This window comes from Kocuria massiliensis, assembly GCF_900169715.1.
GTDB lineage: Bacteria > Actinomycetota > Actinomycetes > Actinomycetales > Micrococcaceae > Rothia > Rothia massiliensis.
Map to the genome: position 1 here is coordinate 1,349,599 of NZ_LT835161.1, position 20,318 is coordinate 1,369,916.

The 20,318-nt window shown below is 59.1% G+C and carries 16 protein-coding genes; 8 read left to right on the forward strand and 8 right to left on the reverse strand.

The window, feature by feature from the left end; all coding sequences use genetic code 11:
* Positions 1 to 92: 92 nt before the first annotated feature.
* The gene (locus B9Y51_RS10365; protein ID WP_085529601.1) at positions 93 to 1,463 is read right to left on the reverse strand and encodes a DUF4192 family protein; all 1,371 of its coding nucleotides are present in this window, start codon (positions 1,461 to 1,463) and stop codon (positions 93 to 95) included.
* A gap of 137 nt (positions 1,464 to 1,600) precedes the next feature.
* A complete protein-coding gene (locus B9Y51_RS10370; RefSeq protein WP_048678545.1) occupies positions 1,601 to 2,527 on the reverse strand; it encodes a proteasome assembly chaperone family protein in 927 nt (308 codons plus the stop codon).
* A 271-nt stretch (positions 2,528 to 2,798) separates the two neighbouring features.
* Here B9Y51_RS10370 and B9Y51_RS10375 point away from each other — a divergent pair, with 271 nt between their 5' ends.
* From B9Y51_RS10375 to B9Y51_RS10390, 4 genes are all read left to right on the forward strand, one after another.
* Complete coding sequence (locus tag B9Y51_RS10375) at positions 2,799 to 4,322, forward strand: leucyl aminopeptidase (RefSeq protein WP_085529602.1); 1,524 nt, start codon at positions 2,799 to 2,801, stop codon at positions 4,320 to 4,322.
* A 178-nt stretch (positions 4,323 to 4,500) separates the two neighbouring features.
* Positions 4,501 to 5,874: a dihydrolipoyl dehydrogenase gene (gene lpdA / locus B9Y51_RS10380; RefSeq protein ID WP_048678548.1), complete on the forward strand. Its 1,374-nt coding sequence runs from the start codon at positions 4,501 to 4,503 to the stop codon at positions 5,872 to 5,874.
* A gap of 69 nt (positions 5,875 to 5,943) precedes the next feature.
* The gene (gene sucB / locus B9Y51_RS10385) at positions 5,944 to 7,713 is read left to right on the forward strand and encodes a 2-oxoglutarate dehydrogenase, E2 component, dihydrolipoamide succinyltransferase (RefSeq protein WP_085529603.1); all 1,770 of its coding nucleotides are present in this window, start codon (positions 5,944 to 5,946) and stop codon (positions 7,711 to 7,713) included.
* A 144-nt stretch (positions 7,714 to 7,857) separates the two neighbouring features.
* The gene (locus tag B9Y51_RS10390; RefSeq protein WP_048678551.1) at positions 7,858 to 8,208 is read left to right on the forward strand and encodes a hypothetical protein; all 351 of its coding nucleotides are present in this window, start codon (positions 7,858 to 7,860) and stop codon (positions 8,206 to 8,208) included.
* Positions 8,209 to 8,211: 3 nt separating this feature from the next.
* On the opposite strand, the gene B9Y51_RS10395 is transcribed toward B9Y51_RS10390, so the two are convergent.
* Complete coding sequence (locus B9Y51_RS10395; RefSeq protein WP_143468047.1) at positions 8,212 to 9,903, reverse strand: serine/threonine-protein kinase; 1,692 nt, start codon at positions 9,901 to 9,903, stop codon at positions 8,212 to 8,214.
* A gap of 121 nt (positions 9,904 to 10,024) precedes the next feature.
* Here B9Y51_RS10395 and lipB point away from each other — a divergent pair, with 121 nt between their 5' ends.
* The 3 genes from lipB to B9Y51_RS10410 all read left to right on the forward strand — a co-directional run bounded on the left by lipB (position 10,025) and on the right by B9Y51_RS10410 (position 12,659).
* A complete protein-coding gene (gene lipB / locus B9Y51_RS10400; RefSeq protein WP_048678555.1) occupies positions 10,025 to 10,705 on the forward strand; it encodes a lipoyl(octanoyl) transferase LipB in 681 nt (226 codons plus the stop codon).
* A 47-nt stretch (positions 10,706 to 10,752) separates the two neighbouring features.
* Positions 10,753 to 11,760, forward strand: coding sequence for a lipoyl synthase (gene lipA, locus B9Y51_RS10405; protein ID WP_085529605.1), 1,008 nt, complete (start codon positions 10,753 to 10,755; stop codon positions 11,758 to 11,760).
* Between the two features lie 95 nt (positions 11,761 to 11,855).
* A complete protein-coding gene (locus tag B9Y51_RS10410) occupies positions 11,856 to 12,659 on the forward strand; it encodes a DUF4191 domain-containing protein (protein WP_082156626.1) in 804 nt (267 codons plus the stop codon).
* A gap of 83 nt (positions 12,660 to 12,742) precedes the next feature.
* On the opposite strand, the gene B9Y51_RS10415 is transcribed toward B9Y51_RS10410, so the two are convergent.
* Positions 12,743 to 13,222, reverse strand: coding sequence for an RDD family protein (locus B9Y51_RS10415; RefSeq protein WP_065424214.1), 480 nt, complete (start codon positions 13,220 to 13,222; stop codon positions 12,743 to 12,745).
* Positions 13,223 to 13,453: 231 nt separating this feature from the next.
* On the opposite strand from B9Y51_RS10415, the gene glnA reads away from it, so the two are divergent.
* Positions 13,454 to 14,878, forward strand: a complete 1,425-nt coding sequence (gene glnA, locus B9Y51_RS10420) for a type I glutamate--ammonia ligase (protein WP_085529606.1) — start codon at positions 13,454 to 13,456, stop codon at positions 14,876 to 14,878.
* Between the two features lie 140 nt (positions 14,879 to 15,018).
* Here the strand turns inward: glnA and B9Y51_RS10425 are convergent, their stop codons facing one another.
* The 4 genes from B9Y51_RS10425 to B9Y51_RS10440 form a co-directional block, all read right to left on the reverse strand.
* Positions 15,019 to 15,639: a hypothetical protein gene (locus B9Y51_RS10425; RefSeq protein ID WP_085529607.1), complete on the reverse strand. Its 621-nt coding sequence runs from the start codon at positions 15,637 to 15,639 to the stop codon at positions 15,019 to 15,021.
* A gap of 208 nt (positions 15,640 to 15,847) precedes the next feature.
* Positions 15,848 to 16,132 carry a hypothetical protein gene (locus tag B9Y51_RS10430; RefSeq protein WP_048678781.1) on the reverse strand — a complete coding sequence of 95 codons (285 nt, stop codon included), beginning with the start codon at positions 16,130 to 16,132 and terminating at the stop codon, positions 15,848 to 15,850.
* Between the two features lie 47 nt (positions 16,133 to 16,179).
* Positions 16,180 to 17,193 carry a pyridoxal-phosphate dependent enzyme gene (locus B9Y51_RS10435; protein ID WP_245826145.1) on the reverse strand — a complete coding sequence of 338 codons (1,014 nt, stop codon included), beginning with the start codon at positions 17,191 to 17,193 and terminating at the stop codon, positions 16,180 to 16,182.
* A gap of 35 nt (positions 17,194 to 17,228) precedes the next feature.
* The gene (locus B9Y51_RS10440) at positions 17,229 to 20,318 is read right to left on the reverse strand and encodes a bifunctional [glutamine synthetase] adenylyltransferase/[glutamine synthetase]-adenylyl-L-tyrosine phosphorylase (protein WP_245826147.1); all 3,090 of its coding nucleotides are present in this window, start codon (positions 20,316 to 20,318) and stop codon (positions 17,229 to 17,231) included.

Here is a 20,318-nt window from a genome sequence, read left to right on the forward strand (position 1 = left end):
TTTACCAAGTCTGCGATTCCGCGTGGACGCATTGCGTCACGGACAAGACGGGGTCTTCGGAGACACATTCTGTCAGAGTTTTTCCCATGGACCTATTCGTTAACCGACGTGTGACCAGACCCGCCTAACCACGCCGGGATCGGAGTGAGCGACATGAGTCGTCGACACAAGAGCGCGTGTTCCATCCCGGCAAGAGTTTGGACTTCTTCCAAGTAACGATGCGCCTGACTACTCAGCCCGAAGAACCAGCTCAAATACGCATTGGCCACTCGAGCAAAATCTTGAGATTCCGGCTCCGCGAAGTACTCCACGATGCTCAGGAGCACTCTTGCGGCCAACATACGGTCTCTGTTTGGTGGGATGCGGTGCCGTCCGGTCACGATGCGTGCCCCGATGCTCGTCCCGTCGACGACCTGTCGGAGATCGCCCCGCATACCTCGAGAAAATAGTTCAGCGGCTCGGCGATTGCATGCCGTCAGCACTAGGACACTATGCAGTCCAGCAACGTCGCCGATTGTTGTCGCCAGAGACGTCAGCGCCGCCTCGTCCACCGTCGGAACGGCGTCGAGCATTGCGTTTCGTGGCCTGGGCTGGCCCCGGAACGATTCCGCCAAACGAGTCAACTCGGCGTCGAGCCGATACAGAGACACGTCACTCCCCCGGACGGCTCGTAGTTCCGCCCGTGAGGCGGCGCAGAGTCGTCCTTCTTCATTTGGCCCCACCGCGGACCGTACATCCAACGCCCCTGGGAAGATGCAGTGGTCGGCAACAGCATGCTCTGCCTCGCGCAAGGAGTAACCTTCCACTGCAAGTGCCACGCCAACTGGGCTGGTCAGAATCGATTCGAGATTTCCCTGTGGCTCTACCAGCCACTCGTGCCGACGGGACCTGAGACCTTTCAGATGCGAACCCACGCGTAACACCGAGACCATCTCACGCCGTTCCCCGTCGGCCTCTCCTGGATTCGCTTCCTCAACAATGACCGAGCCCCACCGCCCAGCGTCCACATCGACCACCCAAGCGCCCGGAGCGTGAAGGCCAGCGCGAATGATCGTGGCTCGGGTCGCGAGGAGAGACAAAACCGTCGATGTTTCGCACAAGAACGAGTTTGGAATAGCCTCCTCAGGATTGGAGCCGGCGGTTCCTCCACCTTCTTCGACTGCGGAGCAACTTGTGGTCTCCGCAAAGGCTGCCGCGAATACCACCGCTGTGGACTCGGCGTCTTCGATCGGCTGAATCATGCCTCGCATGGTTTGGCACCACGACTCAAAGCTGGAGTCATGGGTCGGCAGGTTGACGCGAAGGCAAGGGCCTAGACGCCCGTCCGAGGCTCCTAGGACAACAAGGGAATTTCTCGGCCAGTACCCCAAGGCATGCACCATGTAGGCCAAGATGTCTTCCGGCGTTCGCGCCACCGTGTTCAACTGTCGCGTGGTCATGCGTGAATCATGTGTTGATGTCATGCCGCACAGAATGACCAGATCGGGCGACGCCGATTCACCGTAAATCCCGTTCGGGCAGTTCCCTGTGATGAAGGGACCGTTAAACGCCGAGAATCGCCATCTTGTGGATGACGATTCTCGCGAAGAGGGCGTTCAACTCAGTGATCGTTGTGTTCGTCGTCTTCGTGCTCGGCCAGGAACCGCTCGATGGTTTCGCCCAATTCGTCGGCATCCGGAATCTCTGATTCGTCGCGCGCAAGCAAAGACCTCTTCGATGCGTCCGTCATGGTCTCGTCATACCGCTTTTCCAAGTGGTTGACGATGCTCTGCACTTCGATGGACCCGTTGACTTGGTCATTAATTTGTTGCTCGACCTCTCGCCCGGCCTCCCTGAGCCGGTCCGTCGGGAGGTTGAGCTTCGTCGCGGCGCTGAGATGTTCTAAAGCCGTCACAGCCGCTTGGGGAAGCTCCGCCTCGGACAGATACTGAGGAACATTCACCGTGTACCCGACCGTGTCGAAACCACGTTGGGAGAAGTCCACCTCCAACAGGTGACCTGCCGATGCGCCCAATTCGGCGAGCGGCTTCCACGGTGAGATCCCTTGGATGAGGTCGTTTCGGTTTCCATGAGCCGTGACGGGCAATGGCCGCGTGTGCGGAACAGGCATCGGCATCGAGGCGATGGAGGCGACAAGACGGACTTCCATCTTCTCCGCCAGGTCCGTGACTGCCTTGCTAAACCGTTGCCATTGCAGGTCGGGCTCAGGCCCCGCAAGCAGGAGGAACGGTTGGCCCAGCCCATCCGTCACAGCGTAAAGCTTCAGTTCCGGCAAGGAGAGGTCCTCGAAATGATCCTCGAGGAATTTCACGACCGGCCGACGGGAGCGATAGTCGTAGAGCTGATCGACGTCGAACTCCACGATTTCCTCAGTCTGCAACTCCGCCAAGATCGCCTCGGAGACTTGCTGAGCCGTGAATCCTGCTTCAGCGAAGCCAGTCAGGGCCACCACCAGGTCAAGCCCCTTCAGCCGGGGGTCATTGAGCAGACCTGGATGCCCCAAATACAGCTTCTGTGGATCTTGCATCAGCTATCCCTCTACCTCGTCGACGACAGCGGTACCACAAGTAGTCCCTACTGCGGATTTCACAAATTATCCCCATATTCCCCCTCGGTGACCAGTTTCAAGGCCTAGGCTTGGGGTCAGGGGGAAGCACTAAGGGTCGTACAGGCATAACCCCCGGGACGTCCTGAGTATTTCCTCCGACGCTTGTGATACGCCGCGCATCGTTGCACGTCGCATTCACCGGAATACCTCATTCAGGTAACACCTATCCAGCTAATACAAGGAGCATGGTTTGACGGAGTCCACAGAACTCGCATTTTCATTGGTCGAGCCGGAACTGGAAAATATTGACGCTCAGGTCTTGGTGATCGGCGTCGTACAAGGCCCTGAAGGCCCCCAGCTCACCCCATCCGCCCTCGATGAAGCCAGCGTCGAGTCCCTCGAATCGAGCCTCGAAGACCTGGGCCATCAAGGCACGGCCGACCAGCTCTTAAGGCTTCCTAGCTACGGCGAAGAAGGGCCATTCCTGTTGGCCCTCATCGGTCTGGGGTCTCTAGCCGAAACAGGCCCCGAACGTCTCGATGCCCTTCGCTCAGCCGCCGGCAGTGCGGTCCGCCAGCTGATCGACTTCGAATCGGTCGCCCTGAATCTCCCGGCCTCGACCCTGTCTGAGGTCTCCGCCCTCGCAGAAGGCGCCGCCTTTGGCGCATTCTTTGATGCCGGACGCCGTACGGCCCAGGACGTCCTGGAGAAAGAGCCCGTCTCCGACGTCGTGATCGTCAGCGACGTTGATTCCGAAGGCACCATGGAGATCTTCCAGCGGGCCCTTATTCTGGGCGAAGCGGTCGATTCGGCCCGCAGGCTCGTCAATGAAGCCCCCAATGACCTCTATCCCCAGGTCTTTGCCGACCGTGCCGTCGAGCGAGTCTCCGGAATTGACCGGGTCTCCTGCACCGTCCTGGACGAAAAGGCCCTCGAAGAGGGCGGGTTTGGCGGCATCTTGGGTGTTGGAAAGGGCTCCGAACGCCCACCGCGACTGGTTGAGGTCACCTACGAACCTGAGAATCCCGTCAAGAGCGTCGCGTTGGTCGGCAAGGGCATCACCTTTGATTCGGGTGGTCTTTCCATCAAGCCTGGCTCGGCCATGATGACGATGAAGTGCGACATGGGCGGGGCCGCTGCGGTTCTCAACGCCGTCGCAGCGGCAGCCGAGCTTGAGCTCCCGATTCGCATCACGGGCTACCTCTGCATCGCCGAAAATATGCCTTCCGGCTCGGCGACGAAACCGAATGACGTGCTGAGCATGCGCGGCGGCACCACCGTCGAGGTGCTTAACACGGATGCCGAAGGCCGACTGGTCATGGCGGACGGCTTGGCCTACGCCTCCGAGGCAGAGCCCGACTACCTGCTCGACGTCGCCACCCTCACGGGCGCCCAGATGGTCGCCTTGGGGACGCGCTACGCCGCTGTCATGGGCGATGAGCAGCTCCGCGGACAAGTCCTCGAAGCGTCCGAACGAGCCGGTGAGCCGTTTTGGCCGATGCCGTTGCCGAGCTACATGCGCGCTGAATTGAAAACCGAGGCCGCCGATCTTAAGAACATCGGTTCCGGTCGCGACGGCGGAATGCTCATCGCGGGCTTGTTCCTCCAGGAGTTCGTCGGCGAACGTGAGGGAAAGAAGATTCCCTGGGCCCATCTGGACATTGCCGGCCCCGCGTACAACGAAGGATCGGCTCGTGGATTCGTCCCCAAGAACGGCACGGGCGCTTCGGTCGCCACGTTGGTGAGCCTCTTGGAGGACCTCTCCGAAGCCTGACCTAAGGCCCGTTCACTATGGCAAAAAGCCCCTTCGAGGTGTGATGATCCTCTCGAAGGGGCGTTTTGTCTTCCGTGGCGTTAAGTAGAGACCTGGCCGACCAGGGATATAAGCTAGACAATGATTCAACATCAGCGACAGGCCTTCGGGCCTGTACCCAACGCGAGGGAGCGTCCACGTGGCCGATTCGGCAAATGCTTTCGACATTCTCATTCTAGGCGGCGGTAGCGCGGGCTACGCCGCCGCTCTTCGCTCGGTTCAGCTCGGCTACTCCGTCGGGCTCATCGAAAAGGAAAAGGTCGGAGGTACCTGCTTGCACTGGGGTTGCATCCCTACGAAGGCGTATCTCCACTCCGCGGAGGTCGCGGAAGAAGCCCGCGAATCCGAGAAATACGGTGTCAAGGTCAGCTTTGAGGGCATCGACATGTCCAAGATCCGTGACTACAAAGACAGCATCATCTCCGGAAAGTTCAAGGGACTTCAGGGGCTTCTCAAGATGCGCGGCGTCACCGTCATTAACGGCAAGGGAAAGCTGACCGGTAAGAACACCATCGACGTCGATGGCACCGAATACACCGGTGAGCACATCATTCTCGCCTCCGGTTCGATTTCAAAGACTTTCGGTCTCGAAATTGGCGGTCGGGTTCTCACCTCTACCCAAGCGCTAGAGATGGATTACTTGCCGAAGTCGGCGATCATCCTCGGCGGCGGCGTCATCGGCTCCGAATTTGCTTCGATGTGGCGCTCGATGGGCGTAGACGTCACCATCATCGAGGGTTTGCCCCACCTCGTACCGAATGAGGATCCCTCGATCATCAAGGTCCTCGAACGCAATTTCAAGAAGCGCGGGATCAAGTCCAACCTCGGCACCTTCTTTGAAAAGGTCGAGCAGGACGACAACGGCGCCAAGGTCACTCTGACCGACGGCAAGGAATTCGAAGCCGATATCGTCCTCGTGGCGGTCGGCCGTGGCCCCAACACCGAAGGACTGGGCTTCGAAGAAGCCGGTGTCACGATGGACCGTGGCTTTGTCATCACCGACGAACGCCTTCACACCGGCGTCGGAAATATCTACGCCGCGGGCGACATCGTCCCCGGTTTGCAGCTGGCTCACCGTGGTTTCCAGCAGGGCATCTTCCTTGCCGAGGAAATCGCCGGCCTCAACCCGGTCATTGTGGAAGACATCAACATCCCCAAGGTCACGTTCTCTGACCCCGAGATCGCTTCCGTGGGTTACACCGAGCCCAAGGCCAAGGAGAAGTTCGGCGACGACAACATCGAGGTCTCCGAATACAACCTGGCCGGCAATGGCAAGAGCTCGATCCTCGGCGCCAACGGCATCATCAAGTTCGTGCGCGAAAAAGATGGCCCCATCATTGGTGTTCACGCCATCGGCAAGCGCATCGGTGAACAGATCGGCGAGGCTCAGCTCATCGTCAACTGGGAAGCCTACCCAGAGGACGTCGCCAAGCTCATCCACGCACACCCGACGCAGAACGAGGCACTCGGCGAGGCCGCTATGGCCCTGGCCGGTCACCCGTTGCACGGTTGATCGCCGCGATCCTACCGAGATAAACACTCATCACACAGGCAATATTCATAAGGAGAACGGGAAGAGACGATGTCTGAAACCGTAGAACTGCCCGCACTGGGCGAATCTGTCACCGAAGGAACCGTGACCCGCTGGCTCAAGTCCGTCGGCGACACCGTCGAGGTTGACGAGCCCTTAGTCGAAATCTCGACGGACAAGGTGGACACCGAGGTGCCTTCCCCCGTTGCCGGAACGATCGAGGAAATCCTGGTCGACGAGGACGAAGAAGTCGAGGTCGGCGCGCCCCTCGTACGAATTGGCGACGGTTCAGGAGCCGGATCTTCAGATGATTCTTCTTCGGACGAATCCTCTGCTCAAGAGGCACCGGCCGAAGAGCCTGCCCAGGAAGAAGCCCCGAAGGAAGAGGCTCCGAAGGAAGAGGCTCCTGCCGCATCTGAGCAGAAGTCCGATTCTTCCGGGTCCGCCGGGGGCGAAGGACAGGAAGTCACTTTGCCGGCTCTTGGTGAGTCCGTCACCGAAGGGACCGTGACCCGTTGGCTCAAGTCCATCGGTGATTCCGTGGAGGTTGACGAACCTCTCGTCGAGGTGTCCACGGACAAGGTCGACACCGAGATTCCCTCCCCTGTTGCCGGCACGTTGCTGGAAATCAAGGTTGACGAAGACGAAGAGGCCGAGGTCGGTCAGGTTCTCGCAATCGTCGGTGCTGAAGGATCTTCCGCGCCTGCATCTGATTCTTCGAAGAATGACTCCGCCGCTCAGGAAGAGGCTCCGAAGGAAGAAGCACCGAAGCAGGAGGCTCCCAAGCAGGAAGCCCCCAAGGACGAAGCTCCGAAGCAGGAAGCCCCCAAGCAGGAGGCTCCGAAGTCCGAACCCAAGCAGGAGTCTTCCTCGCAGAGCGGTGAAGTTTACGTCACCCCGCTGGTGCGTAAGCTCGCTAAGCAGGAGGGCATTGACCTGAACACCATCAAGGGTTCAGGCGTTGGTGGCCGGATCCGGAAACAGGACGTTCAGGCGGCCGTGGATGCCAAGAAGTCTTCCGAAAGTGCAGCTCCTCAGCAGTCCGCGGCACCTTCGTCTGAGGCTCCCGCCCCGAAGGCCCCGGCCGTAGACACCGAGAAGCGCGGCAAGACGGAGAAGGCCCCCCGGATCCGTCAGACCATCGCCAAGCGGATGAAGGAATCCCTCGATGTGTCTGCGCAGCTGACTCAGGTCACCGAGGTCGACATGACCCGCGTTGCCAAGCTTCGTGGACGCGCCAAGAACTCCTTCCAGGCTCGTGAGGGCGCCAAGCTGACCTTCCTCCCCTTCTTCGCGAAGGCCGTTGCGGAAGCATTGCAGCAGCACCCCAAGCTGAATGCCTCGTACGATGCTGATGCCAAGGAGATCACGTACCACGACTCCGAGGACATCGCCATCGCCGTGGATACCGAGCGTGGGCTGTTGGTCCCGGTTGTTTCCAACGCCGGAGATCTCAACTTGGCAGGCCTTGCCAAGAAGATCGCCGACGTCGGCGAGCGCACCAAATCCGGCAAGATCGGACCCGATGAGCTCTCCGGTGGAACGTTCACCATCACGAACATCGGTTCCTTCGGGGCTCTCTTCGACACCCCGATCATCAACCAGCCGCAGGTTGCCATTTTGGGGACCGGATCGATCGTCAAGCGCCCCGTCGTCGTCACCGACGAGGAAGGCAACGACACGATCTCGATCCGTCAGATGTGCTACCTGTCGCTGACCTACGATCACCGATTGGTCGACGGCGCCGACGCCGGTCGTTTCCTCTCGACGTTGAAGAAGCGCCTTGAGGAAGGCAAGTTCGAGTCTGAGGTTGGCCTGTAAGGCTCCGACCGACGACGCATATGAGGCGGCCGCCCCGAAGGGGTAGCAGCCTCATATGCGTTAACCTCGCACCACGTGTCAAACCCCACCAGTTTTTACTGACACTATGACGCCAAAAAGCTAGAAACGTTCTAGAATTGATGTATGTCTGTTCTGATGTCCATCTTCCTGTTCCTCCACATCCTGGGGGCCGCCCTCGTCTTCGGTCTCTGGGTCGCAAATTTCAAGCCGCCGCGCGTGGTCCCCGTGCAGTTCTACGCCGCGTTACTTCAACTCGTCACGGGCATCCTCATGTGGGGAATGCTCGAAATGGGCGACGGCGTCGTGAACCACGCCAAGCTCGGAGTCAAACTTGTGATTGGCTTGGCCATCGCGGTCACCGCGTTCATTGGGCAACGCAAGTACAAGGCAGGGGAAGCAGTTCCTACCGGAATCGCTCACTCTGTCGGCGGCCTCGCTCTCATCAACATTGCCGTGGCCACTCTCTGGAACTAATTTTCACGTTCCCATCGGAGTAACGTCCGAGAACTTCCACGAGCCGGTGGCTCGTCCCAGTCCGATGCGGATTCTCTGGGACGAGGCGCCGGCTTCGTTGTGTTGAGGCTTCGGTTCCTGGGCTGTGGGGCCGTTCCAGCCTGTCACCGTCAGGGTGACCACCACTTCGGCCCGTTCATCGGCGACCTTCTCAACCTGGATGTCAGACACAGCGCTATGAAGGTCCGGCCACCGAGTCTTTGTCGTGTGGAGTTCTTGGATGAGCTTGAGGTCTTGTTGCTCCACGGCTCCACCCCGTTCCGCGTAGAGGGCGATCTTTTCCGCGTCGGCGTCCCTCAAGGCTCTATCTCGAGCCTCAAACAGTGAGGTAATCTCCGATGTCAGTTGCCCCTCGTCGCCATTTTCACTTTTCGCCGGTTCCATGCCTGACGGCCTGGGTATGAGCCCGTCGGAGGCTTCTGCTGAAGGCTGACTGTGGCCCAGGGAGTTCGTCGCCTGAGGCTCCTCAACCCACCATCGGCTGCCGAGCATTGCCCCGCCGGCAGCCATCGCAACGGCACCTGCCAGGATGAGTGAACGCTTCGAGGCGGGGAACCGGCCATGGGGCAGGCTCCGAGCAACCCTGGCCTTGACGAACGATTGACCATCCGGGACCGTACGAGTTTTTTCTTCGCCTGTTGGTTTCGATCGATCAGAAATCCGGGCCCCTCCACGTCCGCGGGAAGCCGCACGCACCCGTTCGATTCCACCCCAGAGTGGCGTGTGCTGCGTTTTGGAGTGAACGGAACCCGAAACATTTTCCACCGGCAGGCGTCGCACGAATTCCGGATACGCTGCCTGCCTGAGCGGTAGCGGCATCGACTCCCAAGCCCCCGTTACGGCGAGAACCACCTCCCTCACGTCCGGCCTCGACTCGGGGGAATCATTCAGGGCCGACTCTAAGACATCAACGACCGGACGGGGCGTTGACGGGCAGACCATAGGAAGCGGAAATCGGGACACACTCGGACCCGGAGCACGGCCCGTCAGCATTCGCCAGATCATCGCCGCGAAATCAAAAACCTCTAAGGCCACGGCCCCAGGACCCGACTCTGGTCGTTCCCGCCACGGATCCGACCACGGCGGCTTGATGAGGGGGACGCCCGAGACCGAAAAGTGCACTTCGGTTGGCCGAATATTTCCGTGCACGATTCCGCGCCCATGCAACCAGCTCAAGGCCCGCCCGACTCCATTGACAATCTGCGCGCACTCACCAGGTTCTACCTTTCCGCGGGCGTCCAATAACCTGGCCAAGGTTCCGCCGTCGGGAAACTCTAAGGCGATCAGCGGACACAATGGATCGCTGGCGGAAGCATCGTGGGTGTACAGGATATGCGGATGACGCATGCCTACCGATTCGGAGGCCACTGTGGCTCCCCATCGGGCCGCAGCCTCGGAAAGGTCATCGATGTCACCGCTTGGCGGTGCGTAGACACAGAGCAGCCGCTCGATCTCGGTCCGACGCCGGACTCTGCCCTCGAGCCCGCCGGCATCATCGGCATCACCGACCTGCCCCTCGTGGTCCGCCTCCCGTAGCTTCGCGTACCACGAGGATCGACCTTCCTCCTGCTCCAATTTTTGTATCAACCGATACCGTTCCAAACCAGACAGGGCTGGTCCGAACGGGGCTGGATGTCCTGTTGTCGCAATAGTCATGCGCATAGGTGTACACCCGTTGGCATGAGTCTCATCACGTTATCCACAGGTTTCAACCATTTCGCGGGACATTCGTGTCTGGAGATTTAGCCGCCTCATGTCCCGGCGGTAGGGTTAACCCATGTCTTTGGTCATGAATCGGGTTGGTCTCGCGCCCGAGTACGTGGACTATCGTGAAGCCCTCGCACTGCAGGAAGAGATCCACAGCAGCGTCAGCAACGAGGAACGGGATAACACCGTTCTTCTGTTGGAACATCCCCCGGTCTATACGGCCGGCAAAAGAACTGAAAAGCACGAATATCCACAGGACGGCACCGACGTCGTTCCCATCGATCGCGGTGGGAAGCTCACGTGGCACGGCCCCGGCATGCTGATCGGTTACCCCATCGTCAAGCTTCCCGAGCCCTTCGATGTGGTCCGCTACGTCCGGATCTTGGAAGAGATCCTCATGAAGGTCGTGTGCGACTTGGGCGTCAAGGGTGAACGCGTTGAGGGACGATCGGGAGTTTGGGTCCGTGGTGAAGGGATCGAACCAGATCGGAAGATTGCCGCCATCGGTATCCGCGTCGCCAAGAAAACGACCATGCACGGCTTCGCACTGAACTGCAACAATGATCTCAGTTCTTTTGCAAACTTCATTCCGTGCGGCATCACGGATGCCTCCGTCACGACGATCAGCGAACAACTGGGGCGGAACATTTCGCCGTCCGATGTTGTTGACCAAGTCGAGACAGAGCTTCTGGCCAATGCAGACCGACTTGCTGCGTCGTTTACGCCTCGTGTCGGACCGTCAAAGGTCTGATCCGCACCGATCCCTCGTTGCGGTTTCACGACCATGAAGGAGAATCCATGACTATCGCCCCTGAAGGACGCCGCCTACTGCGCGTGGAATCGCGCAATGCTCAGGTCCCCATCGAGAAAAAGCCGTCGTGGCTGAAAAACACCGCAAAGATGGGTCCCGAGTATCAAGAGCTCAAGAGCATGGCTCGAAGCGAAGGTCTACACACGGTGTGCGAAGAAGCAGGCTGTCCCAATATCTACGAATGTTGGGAAGATCGCGAGGCAACGTTCCTCATCGCGGGTGACACGTGCACGCGTCGATGCGATTTTTGCGATATCGCCACAGGTCGCCCCGCTCCTCTGGACCCCTTGGAGCCCGTGAAGGTCGCCCGCTCGATCCAGAAGATGGATCTCCGCTACGCCACGGTGACCGGGGTCGCCCGTGACGATCTCGACGACGGTTCCGCGTTACATTATGCGAAAACCATCGAAGCGATCCACGAGATGAACCCCAACACTGGCGTGGAAATCCTGATTCCCGATTTCCAAGGCAAGCCAGATCGTTTGGACATGATCGTCGATGCAAAACCCGAGGTGTACGCCCATAACGTGGAAACCGTTCCTCGGATTTTCAAAAAGATCCGCCCCGCTTTCACCTACGAGCGTTCCCTGGATACCATCTCGCATGGCAAAGATCGCGGGATGATCACCAAGTCCAATTTGATCCTCGGCATGGGCGAAACCAACGAGGAAGTATATGAGGCTCTGTGCGATCTTCACGACGCCGGAACCGATATCATTACGCTGACGCAATACCTCCGGCCGTCACCGCTCTTCCACCCCATTGATCGATGGGTTAAACCGGAAGAATTCGTGGCATTGTCCCAGGCCGCCGAGGAAATCGGATTCCTGGGCGTCATGGCCGGGCCAATGGTTCGTTCGTCCTACCGTGCGGGTCGCCTCTGGGCTCGGGCGATGGAGAAGATGGGCCGCCCCATTCCGGAGCATCTCGCCCACATCGAAGACACCGGTTCGGCCCGCCAGGAAGCGTCGTCTCTCGTCGCAGCCGGCCTGTAAGCCTCCTGTTTTCTTCACGACGCCGTCGGCAACCCCGCCGACGGCGTCGTGCCATGGCCGGGTAGTGTTCCCCGCGGGAATTCTCCTCCCGTAGAATGGTCCCGAATCCCGGGGCAACCCGTGCCACCACACCCAAAATCAACGAGGAAATCAACGTGTCGTCACAGAGTGCCAAGAACGGCAAGCTCACGCGTGAAGAAAAGCGTGCCGAAAAGCGAAAGAAGAAGGGCGATAAGCCTGGATATTTTGCTCAGATGAAGCAGCTCTTCACGATGACCAGGAAGTCGGATCCCAACATTGGTTGGATCCTCCTGACCGTCGCGCTCGTGATTCTGCTGGTCTTCCTGCTTGTCGGCGTCTTATTGAATAACTGGATCACCTGGCTCATCATCGGTGTTCCGGTCGCTGCCCTAGCCTGCGTCATCATTTTGTCGAGGCGAGCCGAACGAGCGGCCTTCGGGCAAATTGAGGGCCAGCCAGGAGCTGCCGGTGCTGCCTTGTCGACCTTGCGCCGCGGTTGGATTGTTGAGGAACAGCCCGTCGCGGTGAATCCGCGCACCCAGGATCTCGCATTCCGCGCTTTGGGCCGGCCCGGCGTCGTGCTCGTCACGGAAGGCCCAGCAAGTCGGGTTAATTCATTGGTGGCGCAGGAAAAGAAGAAGCTCAACCGCGTTGCCCCCAATGTTCCCGTGCACGTCATCAAGTCCGGTAACGGTGAGGGCCAGGTTCCCTTGAAGAAAATTACCAAGACGATGAAGAAGTACCCGAAGAACCTGACTCAGCAAGAAGTCCACGCGGTCAATAACCGCCTGGCTTCGCTCAATAAGGGAATGCCGATGCCTAAGGGTGTGGATCCGATGAAGGCCCGCCCTGACCGTAAGGGACTTCGCGGACGTTAATTCCGTGTCTTGAATAAGTGGCGGGGACCGATCACGACGATCGGTCCCCGCCACTTTTGTGTGTACGAAAGACGTTGGGCCGGCTAACGAATGCGAACCAGGACCGTTCCGACGACGCGGTCGTGAAGGCCACGCCCGTCGCCGTCAACGATCAAGACCGGGATGAAGAGCGTCACCAAGAGGCCACGTATGAAGGCTCGACCGAATCCAGCCGGTTCCCCGTCCAGGGTTTGCACCTGCATCCCGCAGATGAGATGCCCCACGGAATGGCCCATGACGCCAACCAGAAGCCCCTGATACACCCAGAAGACGCCAGATACCATCAGCGAATGCGCCCATGAGTCTCCTCCGCCCACCACGAGGTGGGTGATGCCGAGGCAGAGAAACCAGTCGATGAACAACGCCACGATTCTTCGTGGCACTCTGGCGAGGGAGCCACGCCCCGTCTCCGGACGGCCGAATCTACTGCCAGGGTAATCGCTGTCGGGCCGCGCCGAGGACGTCGCGCGGTGGGAGGTATCGGGTGACCCAGCGCCGTCGGCCGAATTTCGAGTGGATGCCATAAAGTCCAGGATAACGAAACGGCATAGTGACTCGGGTTATGGTGGGACAGGTGGTCGCACCGTTGCCGGAGCGCCGTTGGGATTGAGCCACGCTGTTACGTGCCGGAAACATAGCAGATACAGCAGGGCAACGTTCCAGGCTTAACCTGAGCAACAGAAAACACGCAGACAGCCTCGTTCGAAGGGTTGTCGGGTGTGATCGCGTTGAGCAATCTAAGGAGAACTCCGACCATGTTCGAAAATGCCCAAGAAGTGCTGGATTACATCCAGAATGAAGATGTCGTCTTCGTCGACATCCGCTTCACCGACCTGCCTGGTGTGCAGCAGCACTTCAACCTTCCGGCGAAGTCCGTGGATGATGACTTCTTCGTGAACGGACAGCTCTTCGATGGGTCCTCCATTCGTGGATTCCAGGGAATCGCCGAATCTGACATGCAGCTGATCCCTGATCCCAAGTCGGCCTTCGTCGATCCTTTCCGCGTTGAAAAGACCCTTGTTTTGACCTGCTCGATCGTGAACCCCCGCACGGGCGAGCCTTACCACCGCGATCCGCGTGGCGTTGCCGAACGTGCCGAGGCCTACCTGAACTCAACGGGAATCGCCGACGTCGCCAATTTTGCGTCCGAAGCTGAATTCTTCATTTTCGAGGACGTTCGCTACCAGGTCTCCCCCGAGCACACTTTTTACCGTGTCGATTCCGACGAAGCCCCGTGGAATTCCGGCCGTGAAGAAGAAGGCGGCAACCAGGGCAATAAGACCCTGACGAAGGGCGGATATTTCCCGGTATCCCCTCAAGACAAGCAGGCTGACCTGCGCGACGCCATCTCCGTCACGCTGGACGAGGTCGGCTTGGAAGTTGAACGCTCACACCATGAGGTAGGGGCCGCCGGACAGGCCGAAATCAACTACAAGTACAACACCATGACTTTGGCGGCCGACGACCTCCTGAAGTTCAAGTACGTCGTCAAGAACGTTGCAGATGCCTTCGGCAAGTCGGCGACCTTCATGCCGAAGCCCGTCTTCGGTGACAATGGCTCGGGCATGCATTGCCACCAGTCACTGTGGAAGGGCAGCGAACCTCTGTTCTTCGACGAGCGCGGGTACGCCAACCTGTCTGACCTTGCCCGCTGGTACATCGGCGGCCTCCTGCAGCACTCCTCCGCGGTTCTCGCCTTCACCAACCCGACCGTTAACTCGTACCGGCGCCTGGTCAAAGGCTTCGAGGCGCCGGTCAACATGGTGTACTCGCAGGGCAACCGCTCGGCCGGCATCCGCATCCCCATTACGGGCTCCAACCCGAAGGCCAAGCGCCTGGAATTCCGTGCGCCGGATCCCTCCTGCAACCCCTATCTGGCCTTCGCCGCGCAGCTCATGGCAGGCCTCGACGGAATCCGCAATCGGATTGAACCGCCGGAGCCGATCGATAAGGATCTGTACGAGCTTCCCCCGGAAGAGGCCAAGGACATCAAGACTGCTCCAGGCTCCTTGAGTGAAGCCCTCGATGCCCTGGAAGAAGACCATGAATTCTTGCTGGCCGGAGACGTCTTCACCGAAGACCTCATCGAAACCTGGATTTCGTACAAGCGCGAGAATGAGCTGACTCCTCTGGCTCTCGTACCGCATCCTTTGGAATTCCAGCTCTATTACGGAGTCTAAAAGTCTCTCAAGTCTGGCAAGACTGAGGGGGTAGGGCACTGCGCCCTACCCCCTATTTGTCATGTCGCCCACAGATCATGAGAGCGCCGCTCAGCAAGAGTTGGAGACGACGGAGCAATTTACTGAGGCACTTCCCAACGTCACGACTCCCTTGGCGCAAAGGAGAACGATACGGCATATTGTTTATATTCGGGGTCGTATCCATGAACATCGTTATCAGCAATAAAATTCCCACTATCACCGACGGTATCGTCCCTCAGGTGAATGGTGGATCGCCCGGGAAGGTTGTCCGAGTCCATACTGAACGTGCCTGATTTGTCCTCGGATCGCATGATGTAGGTGTCGGTAACGGGCTCCCACCCCCAGAATTCGTTGACGGTAGTTGATTCTATTTTAATTCTGTCGTGGATAGAGATTTTCTCACCGTCCTTGGCCCCTTGAGCCGTGATCTTGAAATACGGGTCCACGCCCGGGCAAATTCCTCCAAGAGTCCACATGTGGAAGAAATCATTCTGAAAACAAACGTCCGTCTTACGGCTATTGTCGTAAACCTTGTAGTAGTTTCCCGAAATGAGAGGATTCCCCTTGCTATCAAGAACATCGGAGGAATTACCGGGAGCGGCCTGACGATTTCCGCCATTGAGTGCATGAGCCGGAGCAATCGCACCAGAGAGAGTCAGAATACTCACGACCATGGTGAGGATGATTTTCCGCCGAACAGCTCGAGACGTCGGCTCCTTGGTCATAGTCAGATCGTTCATTGTTACTCCTTAAAACTTTGAACGAGTGTGCGAATTTGACCGTAGCGACTCATTCTGGAAAGTTCCGGAGAAATATGGGTAACGAACCTGTTAGCCAACGCTCGCGGACGGCGCCTCGCCAACTGACTCGCCTCAAGGGCGCTTCATGTGCCACGAAAAGCATTGCGGCCCACCACCGGGCCGGTGCGGTTCCTCTGCTGAGGCAGAGTTAGTCGAAGACGAATGCGGTCCGCAGCCGTTCCGATTCATCGAAAAAGCGATGGATTCTACGACGGTCGGCGTCGGTCAGCACTTCCCCCTCCGTCGAGTCAAAGCGGAATTCGAGGGGAACACCCGGGGTATAAAACAACACGATGGTTCCCCCATGATTGGGAGCTTTGATCGTGATCAGCTCCGAAGATACTTTGGCCAGGTGCAGCACCTGTTCCCGGAGTTGCGCCAAATGGCGGTCCCCCATGATGATCGTCGTGGTGTTGTAGATCAATGTGCCCATGATCTCATCCAAACACAATCCGACGACGGAGCAATCGTGTGACGAGGCTACCCATCGGTTGACGTCACGGAGGTTCCCTCGACGAAACCGTGAGCGGTCATCCAATCGTCGTTATATATCTTGCTCAAGTAACCTCGTCCGTGATCCGGCAGGAGAACCACCACGACGTCGTCCTCCCCCAGACCTTGCGCGACTCGGAGCGCCGCGACCACAGCCATTCCGCTCGAGCCTCCCACCAAAAGGCCTTCCTCCCGTGCAAGCCGGCGAGTCATCGCGAAAGATTCCGCGTCTGAAACCCGCTCGTATCGATCCACCGACGCAGGGTCGAAACTGTCGGGAAAATAATCCTCGCCGACGCCTTCGACCAAGAAGCCATGGGGTGATTCCCCGTCCACCGCCGAATAAATGGATCCTTCGGGGTCGGCTCCCACCACCATCGTTGTACCGTTCGAGACCTCGTGAAGGTAGCGTCCGGTGCCGGAGATGGTGCCTCCCGTACCAATACCTGCGACGAAATGCGTGACCCGGCCATCGGTATCGCGCCAAATCTCCGGCCCAGTCGTTTCGTAATGAGCTCTGGGGCCGTTGAGGTTGGCAAATTGATTGGGTTTGAATGCTCCCGGTATTTCAGCGGCCAGCCGATCAGAAACCTTGTAATAGGATCGGGGGTCCTCCGGTGGAACGTCCGCCGGTGTCATGACGACCTCGGCTCCGTAGGCACGCAAGACGTCGACCTTCTCTCCGGCGAATTTGTCGGGCACGACGAAGATCATGCGGTACCCACGCTGTTGGGCGATCAACGCGAGGCCAACTCCCGTATTGCCGCTCGTGGGCTCGACGATGGTTCCACCTGGACGCAGTCGCCCTTCGCGTTCGGCCGTTTCAATGATTCGGCAAGCTATGCGGTCCTTGACCGATCCTCCTGGGTTCAGATACTCGATTTTGGCGAGGACCGTTGGGGATAATCCATCGGTCACGCTCTGCAGCTGGACCAAGGGTGTCTCGCCAACGAGTGACGAGATATGGGATGCGAAACGCACGAGGTTCTTCTCGCTTTCCATGGTTCATCATCGGCCCGAGGAAGACGGATCGTCGTCTAATCCAGGGGCCGGTAAAAGAGTTTTTCAAAGACGGCGCGGGCGTGCCGAGTAATCCGAAGGTAGTCCTCTTCCAACTCGGTAGCGCTACCTGGTTCATATCCGCACCATCTGGCCGTGGCCTCAAGGTCTTTCCGAGAGCCGGGAAGGGAATCCGAGGCCCTGCCGTTTCGGAGGACGTTAGCGCCACGAATACGCGTCGCCAATTTCCACGCGGATTCGAGGGTGCCGGCGTCTTCTGCGTCCATCAACCCGAGTTTCACCGCTTCCTCGAGGGCACGCAATGTGCTCGTCGTCTTCAGCGAAGGATTCTCGTGGGCGTGAAGCAGTTGGATCAATTGAACCAACCATTCGACGTCGCTCAGTCCGCCGCGTCCAAGCTTGACCTGGCGTGCAGGATCCGCGCCCCGAGGCATGCGTTCTGACTCGACCCGGGCCTTGACCCGCTGGATCTGACGTACCCGTTCCTCTGGGAAGTCTTCGGGATACCGGTACGGATCCACCAGCCGAATGAATCGCTCCCCCACATCCGCGGAGCCGCCCAAGGGCCGTGCGCGCAAGAGTGCCTGGAACTCCCACGTATCCGCCCAACGCTCGTAGTATTCCGCGAAGGAATCGAGGGTCCTTACCATCGGCCCCGACTTGCCTTCGGGCCGTAAATCGGCATCGATTTCTAAGGCTTTCTCGGCTCGTATCGCAGGTTTCATCGGCATCTTCAGCAATTGCATGCTTCGATTGATCAGTGCATTGGCTTGCGTCACGGCACGGGTCTCATCGACGCCCTCTCGGGGCTGGTGTACGTACATGACGTCCGCATCGGATCCGTAACCGATCTCGCGGCCGCCCTGTCTGCCCATCCCGATGATTGCCACATCGGTGAGAACTTCTTCGCCCTTTTCTTCGTAGAGCTCCCGCTCAGATGCGTGAAGGGCGCCCAGGATGGTGGCCTGATCGATGTCGGCCAAACCACTCATGATGTCCTCTAGCCCGATCACTCCCGAGGCCTCTCCGAGCGCGATCCGGAGAATTTCGCGGCGTCGGCTCAGCCTGATCATTCGAATCGCTGACGGAGCATCCGGATGCCTGGACATTTTGGACTGGATTTCGGCCCACAGGTCTTCGAATCCCACGGGACGCAACTTCTCATCATGGTCCAGCCACGAAATGGACTCCGGTTCATCTTCCAGAAGATCGGTGATGTACCGCGAACTCGACAGGATCGCGCACAGCCTTTCCGCAGCGGCCTGAGAATCCCGCAGCATGCGCAAATACCACTGGGTTTGCCCCAAGGACTCGGACACCCGACGAAATCCCAAAAGTCCGGCATCCGGATCGACTCCGGCAGCGAACCAGCCAAGCAGAACGGGCAAGATCGTCCGTTGGATCTCGGCGCGCCGGGAAATACCCTTCGTCAGCGCTTCGATGTGGCGCATCGACCCGCGCGGGTCGAGATAACCCAAGGCCGCAAGCCGGTCTTGTGCCGCCTGAGGGGTGAGGGCGACGTCGTCGGGAGATAGCTGGGACACCGCGGCCAGCAAAGGTCGGAAGAATAGTCGTTCATGGAGACCCCGGATGGTCCGCTGCGAGCGCTTCCACCGGGATAGGAGATCCGCTGGAGAAGCCTTACTGCGGTCGGAAACTCCGCGCATTCCACGCATCACGGTCGCCTGTTCGGCTTCCTTCGTCGGCATCAGGTGTGTCCGACGAAGGTGAAGCAGCTGGATTCTGTGCTCCAGTGTGCGTAACCACCGATACTCGTGGTCCAGTTGAGCCGCAGGCTCTCGGCCGACATAAGACCGTTCCCTCAGGGACGCAAGCGCAGCGGTGGTCGAACGATCGCGAACGTTTTCATCAGTTCGTCCGTGCACCAATTGCAAGAGTTGAACGGTGAATTCGACGTCGCGGAGCCCGCCAGGTCCCAACTTAATTTGCCGCTCACGTTCGGCCTGCGGAATATTGTTGGTCACTCGACGGCGCATGCTCTGCACGGAGTCCACGAAGTTTTCTCGCCCCGAAGCCTCCCAGATGCGCGGCGAGATGGCTTCCAGGTATTCGGCTCCGATGGTCGGAGATCCTGCGATGGGACGGGCCTTCAAGAGCGCCTGAAACTCCCAGTTTTCCGCCCATCGCTCGTAATATCTGCGGTGTGAATCAACGGTTCGCACCAAGGGGCCGTCCTTGCCCTCGGGACGAAGGTTCGCGTCGATTTCCCACAGTCCAGGTTCCGGCCCGACACCGTAGATCACAGGCGTCATGGCTTTCACCATCTCGGTGCCGAGACGCATCATGGTCTCTTCGTCGGGCGCCGTCGATTCACCTTGGGCGACGTACTCGGAGGGTCCGACGGCGTACATGACGTCGACGTCGGAAATATAGTTCAGCTCCCTAGCTCCGCACTTGCCCATGCCGATCACGGAGATGTCCACATTTTTCGATTCTGGATCCTGGGAAAGGCATTCGGCACGCGCCACGGCCAAGGCGCCGTCGATGGCGGCGCCAGCGAGATCCGCAAGAGCTGCGCCCACCTTCGGCATATCGGACACGGGATCGTCGGAGGTGAGGTCGGCCAGCGCAATTCGCGTCAAACGATCGCGATACGTCACGCGAACCGCCGACTTGGCGTCCTCCCCGGTGACCTGGGCGACCGGCCAGGGCGAGTCAGGGTCAGCACCCACGCTGGTCAGAAAAATGCGCCGCAAAGACTCGGCGAGGCCCGATTCCTCGGGTTCCGGCAAGGGGGCAGGATTCTCATCGAAAATCTCGACATGTTGTGTGTGCCTCCGGAGGAACTCACCAAGGGCTTCGGAGGCACCAAGGACACGGTAGAAACCTTCGGCATCAGCTCCCCGTTCCACATACCGGGCGATGTTCGGGTCCTCGGCCAACATCCACACGATCGATTTCAAGGCCACGTCAGGGGACGGACTGAGCCGGAGCCCCTCGAGGAGACGACGCTGGTCCACGCCTTCAAGTTCACGCGATTCTAACCACCGACTGGCGCCGGTGAGGTCATTGAAACCGACCGCAGCGAGGTGTCTCTTTGCTTCGGGAATCACGGGGTGGGGACGGTCCGAATTTTCCGACATCAT